Source organism: Akkermansia sp. NBRC 115031, from assembly GCF_030268505.1.
Taxonomy (GTDB): domain Bacteria; phylum Verrucomicrobiota; class Verrucomicrobiia; order Verrucomicrobiales; family Akkermansiaceae; genus Akkermansia; species Akkermansia massiliensis.
Genome location: NZ_BSQU01000002.1, coordinates 152,097 through 168,570, shown reverse-complemented (window position 1 = coordinate 168,570; position 16,474 = coordinate 152,097). Strand labels below are relative to the sequence as shown.

Sequence of the window (16,474 nt, the reverse complement as noted above, 5' to 3'; positions counted from 1 at the left end):
TAATCATTGATTATCAATCATTGCTTGATTCCAACACGGGAATGCCAGCAATAACTTTATCAATTCATTATCTATGCCAACTAATTTTTACTCTTCAACACGCCCAAAACGGAATAGACGCTATCCAGGGGCCATAAGAATATCTGCCATTTCATTCACTCTGGCAGCCAAACTACTTCTTTCTCATGAGAAAGAGGGGATTTTCCCCACTACTGAGGAAGCTTCATTGAATACCGGCTGACTTCCCATCGCCCGGAATAATGACCAATCCTCATTCCGGGCATAAACCGGTCCTTTCCCAGCAGAACACGGCACGGGAATCGCTTGAGACGAAAGGGAAGAATATCCTTCCCTCGATACATTTTTATCATTCAGGAGAGCTGCTCCTTCAAGTTCTCTAAAAGGTTGGCGCAGCCGTCCTGGAGCAATTCCACCACATGGTCAAAGCCTTCCTGGCCTCCATAGTAGGGATCCGGCACTTCCTCATCCAGAAAACGGGTGGTGAAAAAGCACATGGGAACAATCTTTCCTTCCCATTGCCCTCTTTTGTCCAGCCGTTTCAAATCCCGCAGATTCTCCCGGTCCATTCCCACAACCAGGTCGAACTGTTCCAGATCATCCTTCCGCACGGGGCGTGATTTGATTCCCGGATCGCTGTAGCCGTATTTCTCCAGCGACGCGAGCATCCGGCGATCCGGAGGGCTGCCCCGGTGGTAGCCGATCATTCCGGCGGAATCGCTTTCAATCAGGTTTTCCAAACCTTGTTCCTTCACCATCTTCTTAAAAATGATTTCCGCCGCAGGAGAACGGCAGATGTTGCCCAGGCAGACAAACAGGACTCGGTAGGGTTCGGGAGCATTCATGAAAGGCATTTCTTTTCTTTCAGGATAGGCAAGGCGTTTCCCCGGATCAAGAGGGAAGAGTTTCCTGTACGGAAAACAGACACACGCCGGGACAACGCAGGGAGCAAAGCGCAGAACGCCGCCGTGCCGCCCCAAAATAAGATTCCCCTGTGTTTCGGCTTGCGTCAGAGGGTGTCTGGCTGTAGATTATCGCATGGCAGATCTCCCTCTTGGATTAAGTTTTGATGACGTGCTCCTGCTGCCCCGCCTGAGCGCGATTCTTCCCGGTGATGCGGACATCAGTTCCCAGCTTGTTCCCGGTTTTGACATGAAAATTCCCGTGCTGTCCGCAGCCATGGATACCGTTTCCGAATCGGAACTGGCGATTGCCCTGGCACGGGAAGGCGGCCTGGCCGTCATTCACCGCAATAATCCCATCGACATCCAGGCGGCCATGGTTTCCCGCGTGAAGCGTTTTGAAAACGCGGTCATACCGAACCCCGTCACGGTGAACAAGGACATGACGCTGGAAGAAGTCCATCAGATCATGATGGACCAGGGTTACTCCGGCTTCCCCGTGGTGGACGCCAACCGCAGGCTGGAAGGCATCGTCACCGGACGCGACATGCGCGGCGTGGACGATTACCAGAACATCCGGGTCAAGGACGTAATGACCCCCCTTTCCCGCCTGATTACGGCGGCTCCCACCACCACCATTGAGGAAGCGCGCCACATTCTTTATACCCACCGCATTGAAAAGCTTCCCCTGGTGGATGAAAACGGCGTGCTGGCCGGCCTCATCACGGAAACGGACATCCAGAAGCGCGCCATGTTTGCAGACGCTTCCAAGGACGAGCACGGCCACCTGCGCTGCGGCGCCGCCGTGGGTGTGGGCCCTGATTACCTGGACCGCGCCAAGGCGCTGGTTTCCGCCGGAGCGGACGCCCTGTTTATTGACGCTGCCACCGGCCACACCACCCGCGTCATGGACGTGGTTTCCAACCTCCGCAAGCTGACGGACCGCCCCATCGTGGCCGGCAACGTGGTGACGGCGGAAGGAGCCTCCGACCTTATCAAGGCGGGCGTGCAGGCCATCAAGGTGGGCGTGGGCCCCGGCTCCATCTGCACCACCCGCGTCATTTCCGGCGTGGGGATGCCCCAGTTCACCGCCATTCAGGAGGTAGCCTCCGTAGCGCGTCCCGCGGGCGTCACCGTCATTGCAGACGGCGGCATCCGCTATTCCGGGGACATCGTGAAAGCCCTGGCCGCCGGCGCTGACCTGGTGATGCTGGGCGGCCTGCTGGCCGGCACGGAAGAAAGCCCCGGCAAGGTGGTCCACTATCAGGGCCGCCACTTCAAGCAATACCGCGGCATGGGCTCCCTGGGCGCCATGCGCCGTGGCTCCGGCGACCGCTACGGGCAGAACAGCTCCGGCAAGCTCGTTGCGGAAGGCGTGGAAGCGCGCGTCCCGTACAAGGGCATGCTGGCGGACGTGGTTTTCCAGCTCATGGGCGGCCTGCGTTCCGGCATGGGCTACCTGGGCGCACACAGCCTGACGGAACTCCGGGACAAGGCCCGGTTCGTCCAAATCACCTCCGGCGGCCTGAAGGAAAGCCATCCCCACGACATCACCATCACGGAAGAACCCATCAACTATTCCTGTTAAACCCTCTCTCCCATGGACGACAAGCACCTCGTAGCCGTCATTGACTTCGGCTCCCAATACACCCAGCTTATTGTGCGCCGCGTGCGCGAACTGGGCTACATGGCCAAACTGTACGCGCTGGAAGACCTGGACCAGATTCACGAACCCGGCGCCGTCATCCTTTCCGGAGGTCCCAAAAGCACCACGGACGCAGACGCCCCGGATATTGACTTTGAATGGCTCAAAAGCCTGAACGTCCCCGTCCTGGGCGTGTGCTACGGCATGCAATTGCTGAACATCAAGCACGGCGGTTCCGTCAAGGCCAGCAACAAGCGGGAATACGGCCCCGCCGCCCTGCTTCCGGAAGCCTGCACGGGCCTGTACCGGGACATGTCCCCCTCCTCCCAGGTATGGATGAGCCATTCGGATACGGTGGACCACCTGGCGGAAGGCTGCCGGGTCATCGCCCGCAACGCGGAAGGCGTCCCCGTCTCCCTCCAGTGGGGGGAAGCAACTTTCGGCATCCAGTTCCATCCGGAAGTGACCCATTCCCATGAAGGGCGCACCATCCTGCGCAACTTCCTCTCCTGCGCCGCCAACCTCAAGAAATTCGATATCGGCGACTTCAAGAGGCAGCTCATCCGGGAAATCCGGGAACGCGTGGGCAACAAGCAGGTGGTCTGCGGCGTCTCCGGCGGCGTGGACAGCACCGTGCTGGCCGTCCTGCTGCATGAGGCAGGCGTGAACATGCGCGCCATTTTCGTGGACAACGGTCTGCTTCGCAAGAATGAGGCCGATGAGGTACGCACCAATTTCGCCCGCATGAACGTGGAAATTGAAACGGTGGACGCTTCCGAACGCTTCCTGACGGCCCTGGCCGGGGAAGGCGACCCGGAAAAGAAGCGCCGCATCATCGGCGGCCTGTTCATCGACGTATTCTGGGACGCTGTGGGAGACGCGGAAATGCTCGCCCAGGGCACCCTTTATCCGGACGTGATTGAAAGCGCCTCCAACGCCAAGTCCAAGGCCTCCGTCATCAAGACACACCACAACCGCGTGGAGCGCGTGCTGGAACTCCAGGCGCAGGGGAAGGTGCTGGAACCCCTGGCGGAATTGTTCAAGGACGAGGTGCGCGAACTGGGCGCCTCCATGGGCATCCCGCACGACATCCTGTGGCGCCACCCCTTCCCCGGCCCCGGCCTGGCCGTGCGCTGCCCCGGCGTAGTCACCAGGGACCGCCTGGACATCATCCGGGAGTGTGACGCCATCTTCATCGGCAACCTGAAGAAATACGGCTGGTATGAAAAGGTCTGGCAGGCCTACGCCGGCCTCATCCCGGTGAAAACGGTGGGCGTGAAAGGGGACGAACGTTCCTATGAATGGGCCACCAACCTGCGCGCCATCGTGTCGGAAGACGCCATGACGGCGGACTGGGTAGAACTGCCCCCGGCCCTGCTGCGTGAAACCAGCAACCACATCCTCAATGAAGTGAAGGGCATCAACCGCGTCCTTTACGATATTTCCACCAAGCCCCCGGCCTCCATTGAGTGGGAGTAATACTATACCGCCCCTAAAAGGGAGGCTGTAAAGTCCCATGAATACAGGTCTTTCGATCTCTATTGCATGGCGAGAGGATAAACCCAGCGAGGTTAAAGTTTAGTTTATCTTTAACCTTTTGTTTGCCACAAAGCGCAGGCACCGTTCCTTGCCAATGGCAAGGGGCGGTGCACCGCTGCTCCCTGCTGGTAATTTGCAGAATAGCATCGTATATCACTTCCTGCGATGGAGGAGTAAAAAAGGTATTTATAATAACAAGAAGGCAATATTGCATGATTGAAATTGAATCTAACAAGCAGGCTTGGGGTAAAATATCAGAAGAGCATTATCATCACTTTAAAGCTTTACTAAGTGATGATAATCTTCACTTGAACCATTATATACAGGAAGAACTGGGTGACATATCAGGCAAGGAAATAATCCATTTACAGTGTAATACCGGTGCAGATACATTGATACTTGCCAAAACAGCTAAAAGCGTGGTAGGGGTAGATTTAGTTCCTGACAACATATTTTTTGCAAATAAACTTGCCGGCGATTTTAATTTTAAAAACGTAAAATTCATTGAAGCCGACATCATGAATTTATCAAAAATTCATGATGGAAAATACGATATTGTCTTTACCTCGGAGGGAGTATTGGGATGGCTTCCCGATTTGAATGTATGGGCGAATACCATTCGCAGCCTTTTAAAGGATAACGGCTATTTGTATGTATTTGATTCACACCCATTTTTTCTTTCCTTTGATGAGAGCAAACTGGACAAGGAAGTTTTCGAGATTAAATACCCCTATTTCAGTAAAATTCCCTCTGTGGATAGTTCCATCGGCGGATACGCCTGTGAACCGAAAGATGGCGTAAAATCCTATTTCTGGATGCATACGGTTTCGGATATTATTAATTCATTGACGAGGGCCGGTCTGCACATTGAATATTTTAATGAACATGCTGAAAACTTTTATGATTCTGGAAATATGCAGGCTTCTTCTTCAAAGAAAGGGCTATATGCGTATAGCTGCAACAGGGACAAGTATCCCATGTCATTTAGCTTGAAAGCATCTGCATACCCTGCAAAATGAGCATTCATTCACGATCGCTCGGCAGAATGGCTGCCACAGTCCATAATCAACAACAAAGGGAAAAAGACAATGACTGAACTGGAAAAATGCATGGCGGGCGAATGGTATGACTGCCATGACCCGGTGTTTCTGGAATTCAAGAGCAAGACCCACCGGCTCCTGATGAAGTACAATTCCCTGCCTTACGACCATAAGGAGGAAAAGCGCCAGGTGTTGAAGGAAATGCTGGGCAGCATCGGCGCCAAAGTATCCATCGGTCATTCCTTCACCTGCGACTACGGGCGCAACATCCACATCGGGAACAACGTCACCGTCAATACGGGCTGCACGTTCGTGGACTGCAACAGGATCACCATCGGCAGCAATGTGCTCATCGCTCCCAATGTGCAGATTTACACCGCTACGCACCCCATTGAGCTGAATGAGCGCCTCACTCCCGTGGAAACGGCGGAGGGCATGGAATACATTCGCCATACCTTCGCCCTTCCGGTGACGATAGAAGACGGCTGCTGGATTGGCGGCGGCGTCATCATCCTGCCGGGAATCACGATCGGAAAAGGCAGCGTCATCGGCGCCGGAAGCGTGGTCACCAAAAACATTCCCCCCGACAGCCTGGCGGCGGGAAACCCCTGCAGGGTTATCCGTAAAATCAACGGGAATCGCGAACAATGATTAAACTGATCGCTTTTGACCTGGACGGGACGATAGGGGAGACGGTCCCCATGTGCATCCGGGCGTTTGAAAAAGCAGTTTCCCCCTACGCGGGCCGTACGCTGAGCGAACGGGAAATTACGCAGACCTTCGGCCTGAATGAAGTAGGAATGATTAAAATGGTCGCCGGGGAAAAATGGCAGGAAGCCCTTCATGATTTTTACCCGGTTTATGAAAAGATGCATGAAGAATGCCCGAAACCGTATGAAGGCATTCGCGAATTGATCAACACCTTGAAAAAGGAGGGAATATTGGTTGCCCTGATTACCGGAAAAGGAGAAAAGAGCTGCCGCATCACGCTTGAACAATTCGGCATGCAGGATCTGTTCTGCTCTGTCAAGACCGGTGCGGAAGACAGGCCGAACAAGGCGGAAGCCATTGGGGAACTGCTGCATGACTGCCACCTGGCAAAGGATGAATTTTATTACGTCGGGGATGCGGTATCGGATGTAACCGCCTGCAGGAAAGCGGGCGTGACCTGCCTGTCCGCCGCCTGGGGAACTACCGCGGACATCCGCGGCCTGGAAGAAGCCAACCCTTCAAAAGTATTTTTCAGCATCAGGGACCTGTCGCATTTCCTGCTCCGGACGCGGGAAAACACATAACCTGTTCCGTTTTTTTATTTGCCTTAATCAATCGCGCCCTGCAATCCTGCCGCCATGGACACCGGTTCCATCATCCTCACTTCCTTCCTCTCCACCATTCCCGTTTATCTTTTCTTCGCCACGGGTTTCTATCTGCGCCACAAGCAGGTCATCCAGGCGGACCATGACGCGCCCATCATGCGCATCGCGATGGATGTGGCCTATCCCTGCCTCGTCTTCCACAGCATCATGAAGTACATGGTGCTCTCCGGGAATGAAACGCTCAGCAGCGTTTCCTTTTCCCTCCAGGCTATTGCAGCCGGAGCGCTGGAACTTCTGCTGGGCATCGCGTCCGCATGGCTGGTCGCCAAAATGCTGCGCATGCGCATCGGCACGGGCCTGCGCACCTTCACCCTGACGGCGGGGGTGCAGAACTACGCCTTTTTCGTCATTCCCATTATCCAGATGCTGTTCACGGCCAGCAATGACCCCACGCTGGGCGTCCTTTTCGTCCACAACGTGGGGTGTGAACTGGTCGTATGGAGCATCGGCGTCATCATCATCGCAGGCGGTCCGGGCAACCTGAACATGGGCGTCTTCTTCCGCGGCCCCCTGCTGGCGGTCATCGTGGGCCTGGCACTCGCCTGGTCTGGCCTGGGAACCTATGTAGCCCAGCCGCCTCTCATGAAAACCTTTGAAATGATCGGCAACTGCGCCACGCCCCTGTGCCTGATCCTGTTCGGCTGTTCCATGAGAGACCTGTGGCACAACATGAAGTGGGAGCCCAAACCCATCATCTGCGGGCTGCTGACGCGCTTGGGACTGGCTCCGGCGCTGCTGCTCCTGATGGCCTATTTCCTGCCGGTGGACGACTATATCAAGCGCGTCATCATCATCCAGGCGGCGATTCCCTCCGCCGTCATCCCGGTCATTCTGGCCAAACGCTTCGGCGGCCATCCCGACCTGGGCACCCAAATCCTGCTGACCACTACCGTGGCTTCCTTCCTTACGCTGCCCTGCTGGCTGGCTCTGGGTTCCTCACTGGTCGTGCCGTTGTATTAAAGGCGGCGCGGCAGCGTCATCGCCCGGCTGGGACACGGGGCAGTCAAACGGGCCAGCTCCGTGCTTCCGGAACCTTTCCCGTTCATGGATGCGGTTCCCTTGTTGGATACTCCATCAGCAGAACCATTCCAGTCCTGGAACGCCTTTATTCTTTCTGGGCCCCACCACATTTCCATGCTGAAGCTTTCCCACCTTTGTGTTGACTCCCCCGGCGGATGTGTATTGAATGGGCTCCATGAAGTTTCCTGCTCCCCTTTGCACTGCCGCCGTACTGCCGGTCCTGTTTTCCTGTGCGGAGCAGGTTTCCCGGATTGAACATGTGCGGGAGGTTCCCTTGAAAACCACGGTGGTTCCTGCAGAAGATGTAGGCATGCACCGCTCCCAGGCTACTTACCTGCTGCATGGCGCCGTCTCCCAGCAACAGCGCCTCCAGCGTCTGGGCCAATACTACTTCGTCACCTGGAATGATGCGAACCCGGAACAGGCGGCCACCCTGGTCATGATGTACCGCCAGGGAAAAACAGGTTCAGCCGTCCTGACGAAATCCATTTCCTACCCTGCCGGGAGAAAGGGAGGCACGCAAAATTCCGTTTTTGAATTCATCGGGGATGAAGCCAAAACAAAAGGGGAGATTCTCGCATGGAAGCTCGTCCTGAAGGACAACCACGGCAAAACAATCTCCGAACGCCATTCCTACCTGTGGGGAGACGACCATTGACCCTCCGGCAAAAACGCCGAAGGGCCAATGAAAAGTAACCAGATATAAAGGATTGGAACTACGGCTTCCGGGTACAATCACCCAAGGCGTACCCCCTGGTCCTTAATCACTAGGAATGTCTTCCGCCAACACCGGAAGACTTACGCTTCCTGCCGTTTGGCACGGCGCTTGCGGACGGCGGCGGCAAGGTTTTCCAGCACTTCCACCGTGGTGTCCCAGCCGATGCACTGGTCCGTGATGCTCTTGCCGTACACCAGGTCGGAGCTCAGCGGCTGGGCCCCTTCCACGATGTTGCTCTCAATCATTACGGCCACCACCTGGTCGGAACCGTCGGAAATCTGTTCCGCGATGCTGGCGGCCACCGCCGGCTGTTTGCGGTAATCCTTGCAGCTGTTGCCGTGGGAGCAGTCCACCATAATGCGGTTGTTGATGCCGGCCTTCTGCAAGGCTTCCGCTGCTTCCTTCACATGTTGGTCATCGAAATTCGGGCCCAGGGAGGAACCGCGCAGAATCAGGTGGCAGGACTTGTTGCCCGTGGTGGAAACGATGGCGGAAACACCCTGCTTGGTCACGGAAAGGAAGCAGTGCGGGCAGGAGGAGGAAATGATGGCGTCCACGGCAATCTGGAGACTGCCGCTGGTGCCGTTCTTGAATCCCACGGGCATGGAAAGCCCGGAGGCCAGTTCACGGTGCACCTGGCTTTCCGTGGTGCGCGCGCCAATGGCTCCCCACGTAATCAGGTCCGCTATATATTGCGGGGTGATGGTGTCCAGGAACTCCGTGGCGGCGGGAATCCCCATGTCACCCAGGCGCAGCAACAGCCCGCGGGCCATGTGGAGGCCGCGGTTAATGTCAAAGGTATGGTTCATGAACGGGTCATTGATGAGGCCCTTCCAGCCCACCGTGGTGCGGGGTTTTTCAAAATACACGCGCATGATGATCACCAGATCCTTTTCAAAGCGCGCCATCTGCTCCTTCAGGCGGGAGGCATAGTCCACTGCGGCCTGGGGATCATGGATGGAGCACGGCCCCACCACCACCAGCAGGCGGTCGTCGTGGCCGGAAATGATGTTCTCCGCATTCTTGCGGGTCGTAGCCACCATTTTGGCGATTTCCGTGGTCGCCGGATAATCCTTGATCAGGATGGCGGGGGAAATCAGGGGCTCGATGTCTTGAATGCGTACGTCGTCTGTTTTGAACCAGTTCATGTCTGGGACTTATTGAGGGGTTTTTGAGAGTGGTTGAAAAGAAAAAAATACGGTTTGGAGGCAATATGCCTGAATATATCGCGGGGCCTCGCGGCCATAAGCCGGAAGCCCCGCAAAATAAATCGGTCCCGTCTCTCAACAGGCGGTCCCGGAATGCGTTACCAGGAAGTCACGTTGTCTTCCGTCATTTCCGGATTGTTGATGTGGCCATCCTCCGTGCTGCCCTGCTTGTCCTTGCCGACGCTGTAAACGGCCACGTTCTTGGTCACCATGCGGGAACCGACCTGGACGCGGGGGGTGCGGTCGTCGGGATTGGCATTCAAAATGATGTGGTAGGGGGATTCCCACGGGTCCATCAGGCCCACGCGGCCGCGGCTTTCAAAGAACAGGCCGGGAGAACCTTCCACATCCGTGGTCGTGGTGTTGAAATAGGCCGTTTTCTTGGGATTCAGCTTCCTATCTTCATCCCCGCGGTCCATGTAGTTGGTCAGGATGCTCATGATGCGGCTGTCGTCATCCACGGCGGTCGTCATGTAATACTGTCCGTCCTTGCGGGCCTGCTTGGCCATTTCCCGTCCGCTCCAGGCTACGGGAACGCGGCCGTTGTCCAGCATGTAGTTCTCAACGGCTGTCTGCAAACCGTTGCAATCGCTCCGCGCCGTGGTAACCCGTGATTTTTCCATCACGCCGTTCACCACCGTCATGGCAATGCCGGCCAGCGTCAGGATAATGGCGATCACCACAAGCAATTCAATCAACGTGAATCCCTTGGATTTACGGTTCAAAAAAGGTGCCTTCATACTTTGCCAAGAGTAGCGCAATTACGGTTCAGGGCAAGCGGAAAACAACCGGAACCGCCAATTTCAAAGCGCGTTTCCGGAGCGGCAAACATGCGGCGCATGACCCCGGCATGCAAACGCCCCGGCTGTCGGAGGACGGCCGGGGCGTTTAAAAAGAACATTCTTTTAATTAGCGGGAGCGGGAGCTTCCGGAGAGACAGGAGCGGGAGCTTCCGGCACAGCGGGAGCCGGAGCCTGTGAAGAAGCGGCTTCCGCCTCAGCGGCGCGCCTGCGCAGCTCCTCCTGCTGGAGTTCTTCCGGCGTCTTGGCGGGAACGGAGGCTTCCTGCTTGGCGGCGGCCTTCATCATTTCCGGGCTCAGCAGACTTTCCGAGCTCTTGACGTGCTGGCGGTTGATCAGCATGCCCAGCACCAGGCAAAGAATCATGAAGGCGGAGCCGAAGTACACCGTAGCTTTTTTCAGCACATCCGTAGTCCGCGCGCCGAAGGCCTGGTCCGTGATGGCGGCGCCGAAAGCGGCTCCCAGCCCTTCCTGCTTGGGTCTCTGCATAAGCACCACGCCCAGGAGGAGAAGTGACACAATCACCAGAACGGCAAAGAGTAACTGAATGCTGATATTAAGTGAATTTGCTAAAAAAAGGTTCATGAACGCGGGGAGTATGTGTGAATTCAGATGGTTTGTAAAGTCTAGGAAATGATTTCGTTATGCTCGTTGCAAACGATTTTCTTGGGAACGATGGGCTTGTCCGACAGGGCAAAGCTCATGATAACCACCCGTTCGCCCGTCTTGATCAAATGGGCCGCGCCGCCGTTCATGATGATGTTCCCCGTACCGGCAGGCCCCTGCAGGGCATACGTTTCCAGACGGTTTCCGGACGTGACGGACGCCACGAGGACCTTTTCTCCGGGCCACAGGTCCACAGCGGCCATCAAATCGGCAGGAATTTCAATACTGCCTTCATATTGAACATCGCCACGGGTAATCATGGCGCGATGGATTTTTGATTTTAACTGCTCAACCAACATGACGTCCGAACAACAAACCCCCGATCGCTCTTTCGGTCAAGCCGTCATCCTCCATTTTACGGTTTTCTGTGTCTTACTCACCCCGTTTCAACACTTCAGCGGCATGGGCGGCGTCCCGGGCAAGCTGGTTTTTCAGTTCTTCCAAAGAGGGGAATTTGGCCTCCGGCCTCAGGAACCGGACCGGCTCCACTTCCATTTCCTGCCCGTAAATGTCCCCCGGCCGGCCGAATAAATGCGTTTCCAGCAACAGTTCCCCCGCATCCCCCTCCACCGTGGGACGCACCCCCAGGTTGGCGACGCCCCCATATTCCGCCCCGTTCACCCGGGCGCGTACGGCGTAAACGCCATGAGGAGGCTGCAACCCGCAGCCGGGCTTCATATTGGCCGTGGGGTAGTCCAGCAGGCGTCCCAATTGGCGTCCATGAATCACCGGGCCCCTCCAGCGGTAGGGACGGCCCAGCATGCCGGCCGCCTGTAAAAAATCCGCCGCACGCACGGCTTCGCGAATCCGGGTGCTGCTCACGCGCTCCCCGTCCCGCAGGATGGGCGGAACGGCCGTCACTCGGAACCCGTAGCGGCCGGACAAAAGGCGCAGGGTTTCCACATCGCCCGCGCGGCCTCGGCCAAAGTGCCAGTCTTCCCCCACGGCAATCTCCGCCACGCGGCAGGAGGCGCAGAGCTCCCTGATGAATTCCTCCGGGCTCATGGAAGCCAGCCGGGAGGAAAATTCCAGCGTCAGCACCATCTTCACCCCCAGCTCTTCCATCAGGGCGAACTTTTCCGCATCCACCGCCATAATGGCAGGCGGCACGCTTTCCGGGCGGACACGGGCCAGCGGATGAGTGCGAAACGTCAGCACGGCGGCAATGCCTCCGTCACGGGCCGCGCCTTCCACCGCTGCGGCAATCACTCCGGCATGCCCCAGGTGCAGCCCGTCAAACATCCCCATGGCCCAGTGCACGGGGGAAGAAACACCCTTCAGTTCCTTGAACTCCCGGTAAATGACCATGCTGCTACCTGGCAATCAGAATGTCCGCCAGCTCCTCCAGGGAAAGCATGGCCCGGAACAGCTCCTCCCTGGGGGCGGTTTTCAGGGTGTCCACCGTAACGGCGCGCTCCAGCGTAAAAGAGCCGGACCTGATGCGCCGGAGGGCGCTCAAATGCGCTCCGCAGCCCAGCGCCTTCCCGATGTCATACGCATAGGAACGCACGTAAAAACCCTTGGAGCATTGAACGGTAAAGTCCACTTCCGGAACGGCCACGCGGGAAATTTGATGGCCGAACACCTCCACGGGCCGCGGCTCCCTCACAACTTCCTGCCCCTTGCGGGCCAGCTTGTACAGCGGGACGCCGTCCTTTTTAATGGCGGAAACCATCGGGGGAATCTGCTCAAAAGCGCCGTCAAACCGGTCAAACGCCTCGCGCACGGCCTGTTCCGTCACGCCGTCCACGGAATACTCCGCCACCACTTCCCCCATGGCGTCCTGGGAAGAGGTCTCCACTCCCAGCGTCAGGGTTCCGGCGTATTCCTTGTGTTCGCACATCAGCTTGTCCTGAAGCTTGGTCGCCTTTCCCACCACCAGCATCAGCAGCCCCGTAGCCATGGGGTCCAGCGTGCCGCAGTGGCCGATCTTCTTAATCCCCAGGGAGCGGCGCGCAATCGCCACCACGTCGTGGGAGGTCATGTCCTGCGCCTTGTCAATCAACAGGACGCCCGAGGGAGCTTGCATGGAATCTGAAGCGTTCATGAAATCTGCTGTTGGAGCACGCGTTCCACTTCCTCCTGCATGGCCTTCAGGATGGTGAGGCGCACTTCTTCAATGGGTCCCCTGATGCGCACTCCGGCGGCCATGGCATGTCCGCCGCCTCCAAAACGGGAGGCAAGCTCCGCCACGGATATTTCAGGGGTCTTGGACCTCAGGGAAATGCGGATACGGGGATCGTCCTCCGCCTCCTCCAGATAAGCGGCCAGCCAGACTCCCTGCACGGAACGCAAAAGGTCGATCAGGCCTTCCGTGTCCTCCGGACGGCTGCCGATCCGTGCCTTCGCCTCATTCGTCAGGCAGAACGTGCAAATCCTGCCGTCCGGCGTCAGCCTCATGCCGTTCAGAGCCTCGCGCATCAGCTGCATCTTCACCCAGGGCTTTTCCTGGTAAAGCTGGCGGTTGATGTCCTGGACGTCAACGCCCATCCGGATCAAATCCGCGGCCAGCTCCATCACGGCCGCCGTCGTCATCTGGTACTGGAAGGAACCCGTATCCGTGCTGACGGCCACGTATAGGGCGTCACGCATTATCGGGGTAACGGGAACGCCCAGATACTTGAAAAAATAATACAGCACCGCACCCGTGGCGCACTCGTCCGGCAGAACGCATTGCACGTCCCCGAACAATTCATTAGTCTGGTGGTGGTCGATGTTCGCCCACACCTTCACTCCCGCCAGGGCCTTCAGACTGCGTTCGCCCAGCCTCTTGAACGCGCCGTTGTCCACGGAAACGGCCACTTCCACGTCCACCGGCTCATCGGGCGTGGGGATGATATTTTCCACGCCCGGCATAAAGGCCAGATTGGAAGGCACGCCGTCCTCGTTCATCATCACCACCTTCTTGCCCATCTGCTTCAGGGCTTCCCCCAGCGCCAGCGTGGAACCGATGGCGTCACCGTCCGGATGCACGTGCGCAATTACCGCAAAGCTGTCATGTCTGCGGAACAGGTCCGCCAAAGGCGCAAATTTGGGACAATGTTTCCAATCTTCCATATGTTCTGCCGCATTTTTATAGAAAAAGCCGCACTTGGACAATCACCAAGTGCGGCTTGAAAAGTCGTACCTAATCCCGGAAGAGGATTACTTCTTGGACTTCATGACCACCGGAGCCACATCCACGGCGGGCTGGTTCAGGTCATTGAACTTGGGAAGGGGGGTCAGGGGGGGAGCACCCTGATCCTGACAGCAGCAGGAAGCCATGATGCTCGCCGCAAAAGCGGCAAGAGCCATAACGGTAATCTTCTTCATATGCGTGGTTAAATGATGGGTGATAAAGGATATGGAAATATCTTGGAGCATAAAAGCATACCATGCGGGCGCCCGTCAATCAAATTTGCTAAAATCTCCCAAGGGGGCGCCTTTCCGCCTGCTTCTCCCCGCAATCGGGCCTTTCTCAAATGGCAAGACGCATAAATCGCTCGCCTGCGGTCCTCAGGAATTATAGTCTCTGCCAAGCCGCTTCCCTTCCATGCCCTTCTCCGTCAGAATACTCCGGCTTTTCGGCACCCTGCTGCTGGGCGTCTGCGCGCTCGGCGTAGCCGGCATTACCTGGGCGTACCTGATAGAACCCAATCTTCTGTTCGTCCGGAAGGTGGACTACCGCGTCCCCCAGTGGAACGGCCGCGGAAAACCCGTTAAAGTCGTCATTGCCGGAGACCTTCACCTGATGCCCACGGCCTTTGATGAAGTGAGGGCGCTGCGCTACGTCCGGAGAATCATGCAGCTTCAGCCGGACTTGATCCTGCTGGTAGGGGATTATGCCCGCGGCGCCAGCAGAAACGCCAGCATGAGCCCCGCCGCGGCCGCCCGGCTGCTGCGGGGGCTGGCAGCGCCCTGCGGCGTCTTCGCCATCCAGGGGAACCATGACTTCACCTTCGGCTGGGACAACTGGCGCAAGGAACTGACCCGGGCCGGCATCACGGTGCTGGAAGACCAAAGCGCGCTTGTCACGTTCAAGGACGGCAGGCAGCTCCAGCTATCCGGAATGCTGGACACCTCGCGCAATTCCAAAAAACGGCTCCCCAAGCGCCAGTCCCCGGATATACCCCATTTCCTGCTTTCCCACCGTCCGGAAGCGGATCACATGCTTTCCCATGGGGACGCGGACATCGTCATCAGCGGCCATACCCACGGCGGCCAGATACGCCTTCCCTTCAATCTCCTGTGGTTTGAAGCCAGCCCGGAACACGCCCAGCCCTACACCTACCCCTGGCATATTTCCGGCGGCAACACCTATCTGATTACCAAGGGGGTGGGAACCAGCACGCTCCCCCTCCGCTTCAACTGCCCTCCGGAGATCTATCTGCTGGAACTGCACTGACGCCGGCAGCCCTTTTCATGCCGGACTAGACGGCGGCGGGAAAAGGATTTTTCTTTGTTTCTTGATTTTTCGCGGCCATGGACCAGCATGGAGAATGGTTCTGCTGTTTTCCATGATGACTACTTCCACCAATACCAAATCCACCCTCAGAAAGAACGCCGTCCTGTTTGGCAACGGTTTGATCCGCACACTGGGAAGCCCAAGCAGCATTGACCTGCTCAAGGAAACCGTCTGCCCTCCCTGCAACGGCGGTGAAGGCTGCAAGCAAGACATCTATTGCCCGTTCAGAGACCAGGGGGACTATCTGCCTTTTCCCCTGATTTACGAGTATTTGATCCTGAAAAAACAAAAACGGCATCCGGAAGCCGACATGGGCAAAGTATCCTCCGATGTGCGTGACCGGCTCAAGAAGAAACTGGAAGAGTTCACCCCGCAGAAATATCCCGGCTCCGTTTTACACCAGCTTGCCGCCCTTCCAATAGACGACTATCTGACCACCAATTACGACACGTTCCTGGTGCAGATCCTGGAATCACAGCATTACAAGACAAGCCAGCGCCGGAATTCGGAAACCAAATACAGCATCCGCCGCCATGTCTGCATGGAGAAGGAACGCCGCTCCCTCCGCATCTGGAACATTCACGGCACCTATAATGAAAAACCCTCCTCCTTCACGATTCAATACGGGTATGAGCACTATTGCGGCTGCATCGGTAAAATTGACAGCTATTTAAAGGGAACCTACACTTACTGGGTCCAAAAACAGAAAAAAGAAATAGCGGGCATCCCGGAAAAGCTGCGCAAGCCGCAGCTTCAACTGGAGGAATCATGGATTGACCTGTTTTTCTTTTCCAACGTTTACATCATGGGGCTGAATCTTTCTTCGGAAGAAATAGACCTGCTGTACATCCTGAACCTCCGGTCACGATGGCTGCGCGATTCAAAAAAGGCGCGCTGCATTCAAAACCGCATCGTTTTCTACGGCCAGCCCGCCAAAGCCATGAAAGCCCTTCTGGAAGAATTTGATGTGGAGGTTTGCTCTTCTTCGCCCACGCCTCCCGGAAAAAACGCGAAAGGTACGGATTACGAGAAGTATTACCGGGCGGTTTTACGTGATATCCAGTCCAGAATAGAACAGGAACATTAACCCGCATCCGG

General features: G+C 56.8%; 18 protein-coding genes. 9 read left to right on the top strand and 9 right to left on the bottom strand.

From position 1 onward, the window contains the following. Positions 1-371 precede the first annotated feature (371 nt). Positions 372-863: a low molecular weight protein-tyrosine-phosphatase gene (locus QSJ36_RS03460; protein ID WP_285466968.1), complete on the bottom strand. Its 492-nt coding sequence runs from the start codon at positions 861-863 to the stop codon at positions 372-374. 193 nt (positions 864-1,056) lie between these two features. On the opposite strand from QSJ36_RS03460, the gene guaB reads away from it, so the two are divergent. From guaB to QSJ36_RS03425, 7 genes are all read left to right on the top strand, one after another. Continuing rightward, positions 1,057-2,508 carry an IMP dehydrogenase gene (guaB, locus tag QSJ36_RS03455; protein ID WP_102729822.1) on the top strand — a complete coding sequence of 484 codons (1,452 nt, stop codon included), beginning with the start codon at positions 1,057-1,059 and terminating at the stop codon, positions 2,506-2,508. 12 nt (positions 2,509-2,520) lie between these two features. Beyond that, positions 2,521-4,044: a glutamine-hydrolyzing GMP synthase gene (gene guaA / locus QSJ36_RS03450; RefSeq protein WP_285466966.1), complete on the top strand. Its 1,524-nt coding sequence runs from the start codon at positions 2,521-2,523 to the stop codon at positions 4,042-4,044. A 272-nt stretch (positions 4,045-4,316) separates the two neighbouring features. Further along, on the top strand, positions 4,317-5,123 hold the full coding sequence (locus QSJ36_RS03445; protein WP_285466964.1) for a methyltransferase domain-containing protein: 807 nt from the start codon (positions 4,317-4,319) through the stop codon (positions 5,121-5,123). A gap of 69 nt (positions 5,124-5,192) precedes the next feature. After that, positions 5,193-5,795, top strand: coding sequence for a sugar O-acetyltransferase (locus QSJ36_RS03440; RefSeq protein ID WP_022396388.1), 603 nt, complete (start codon positions 5,193-5,195; stop codon positions 5,793-5,795). Then, positions 5,792-6,439 carry an HAD hydrolase-like protein gene (locus tag QSJ36_RS03435; protein WP_022396389.1) on the top strand — a complete coding sequence of 216 codons (648 nt, stop codon included), beginning with the start codon at positions 5,792-5,794 and terminating at the stop codon, positions 6,437-6,439. The genes QSJ36_RS03440 and QSJ36_RS03435 overlap by 4 nt, the downstream gene beginning before the upstream one ends. A gap of 54 nt (positions 6,440-6,493) precedes the next feature. Continuing rightward, a complete protein-coding gene (locus QSJ36_RS03430; protein WP_022396390.1) occupies positions 6,494-7,480 on the top strand; it encodes an AEC family transporter in 987 nt (328 codons plus the stop codon). Between the two features lie 235 nt (positions 7,481-7,715). Beyond that, on the top strand, positions 7,716-8,198 hold the full coding sequence (locus tag QSJ36_RS03425; protein ID WP_102727931.1) for a hypothetical protein: 483 nt from the start codon (positions 7,716-7,718) through the stop codon (positions 8,196-8,198). A gap of 140 nt (positions 8,199-8,338) precedes the next feature. Here QSJ36_RS03425 and QSJ36_RS03420 read toward each other — a convergent pair whose 3' ends face one another. The 8 genes from QSJ36_RS03420 to QSJ36_RS03385 form a co-directional block, all read right to left on the bottom strand. Continuing rightward, positions 8,339-9,406 carry a 3-deoxy-7-phosphoheptulonate synthase gene (locus QSJ36_RS03420; protein ID WP_022396392.1) on the bottom strand — a complete coding sequence of 356 codons (1,068 nt, stop codon included), beginning with the start codon at positions 9,404-9,406 and terminating at the stop codon, positions 8,339-8,341. Between the two features lie 158 nt (positions 9,407-9,564). Next, on the bottom strand, positions 9,565-10,206 hold the full coding sequence (locus tag QSJ36_RS03415) for a prepilin-type N-terminal cleavage/methylation domain-containing protein (protein WP_022396393.1): 642 nt from the start codon (positions 10,204-10,206) through the stop codon (positions 9,565-9,567). 165 nt (positions 10,207-10,371) lie between these two features. Further along, the gene (secG, locus tag QSJ36_RS03410) at positions 10,372-10,851 is read right to left on the bottom strand and encodes a preprotein translocase subunit SecG (RefSeq protein WP_022396394.1); all 480 of its coding nucleotides are present in this window, start codon (positions 10,849-10,851) and stop codon (positions 10,372-10,374) included. 41 nt (positions 10,852-10,892) lie between these two features. Then, complete coding sequence (locus QSJ36_RS03405) at positions 10,893-11,231, bottom strand: aspartate 1-decarboxylase (RefSeq protein WP_067569353.1); 339 nt, start codon at positions 11,229-11,231, stop codon at positions 10,893-10,895. Positions 11,232-11,304: 73 nt separating this feature from the next. Next, a complete protein-coding gene (gene ribF / locus QSJ36_RS03400; protein WP_022396396.1) occupies positions 11,305-12,240 on the bottom strand; it encodes a riboflavin biosynthesis protein RibF in 936 nt (311 codons plus the stop codon). A gap of 4 nt (positions 12,241-12,244) precedes the next feature. Beyond that, complete coding sequence (truB, locus tag QSJ36_RS03395) at positions 12,245-12,961, bottom strand: tRNA pseudouridine(55) synthase TruB (RefSeq protein WP_022396397.1); 717 nt, start codon at positions 12,959-12,961, stop codon at positions 12,245-12,247. A gap of 14 nt (positions 12,962-12,975) precedes the next feature. Then, positions 12,976-13,989 (bottom strand): bifunctional oligoribonuclease/PAP phosphatase NrnA, encoded by a 1,014-nt coding sequence (locus tag QSJ36_RS03390; RefSeq protein WP_022396398.1) that lies wholly within the window; start codon positions 13,987-13,989, stop codon positions 12,976-12,978. A gap of 87 nt (positions 13,990-14,076) precedes the next feature. Next, entirely contained in the window at positions 14,077-14,244 is a 168-nt protein-coding gene (locus QSJ36_RS03385; protein ID WP_022396399.1) for a hypothetical protein, read from the bottom strand. A gap of 220 nt (positions 14,245-14,464) precedes the next feature. Here QSJ36_RS03385 and QSJ36_RS03380 point away from each other — a divergent pair, with 220 nt between their 5' ends. Next, the gene (locus QSJ36_RS03380; RefSeq protein WP_022396400.1) at positions 14,465-15,316 is read left to right on the top strand and encodes a metallophosphoesterase; all 852 of its coding nucleotides are present in this window, start codon (positions 14,465-14,467) and stop codon (positions 15,314-15,316) included. Between the two features lie 112 nt (positions 15,317-15,428). Then, complete coding sequence (locus tag QSJ36_RS03375) at positions 15,429-16,463, top strand: SIR2 family protein (protein ID WP_215832942.1); 1,035 nt, start codon at positions 15,429-15,431, stop codon at positions 16,461-16,463. Positions 16,464-16,474 lie beyond the last annotated feature (11 nt).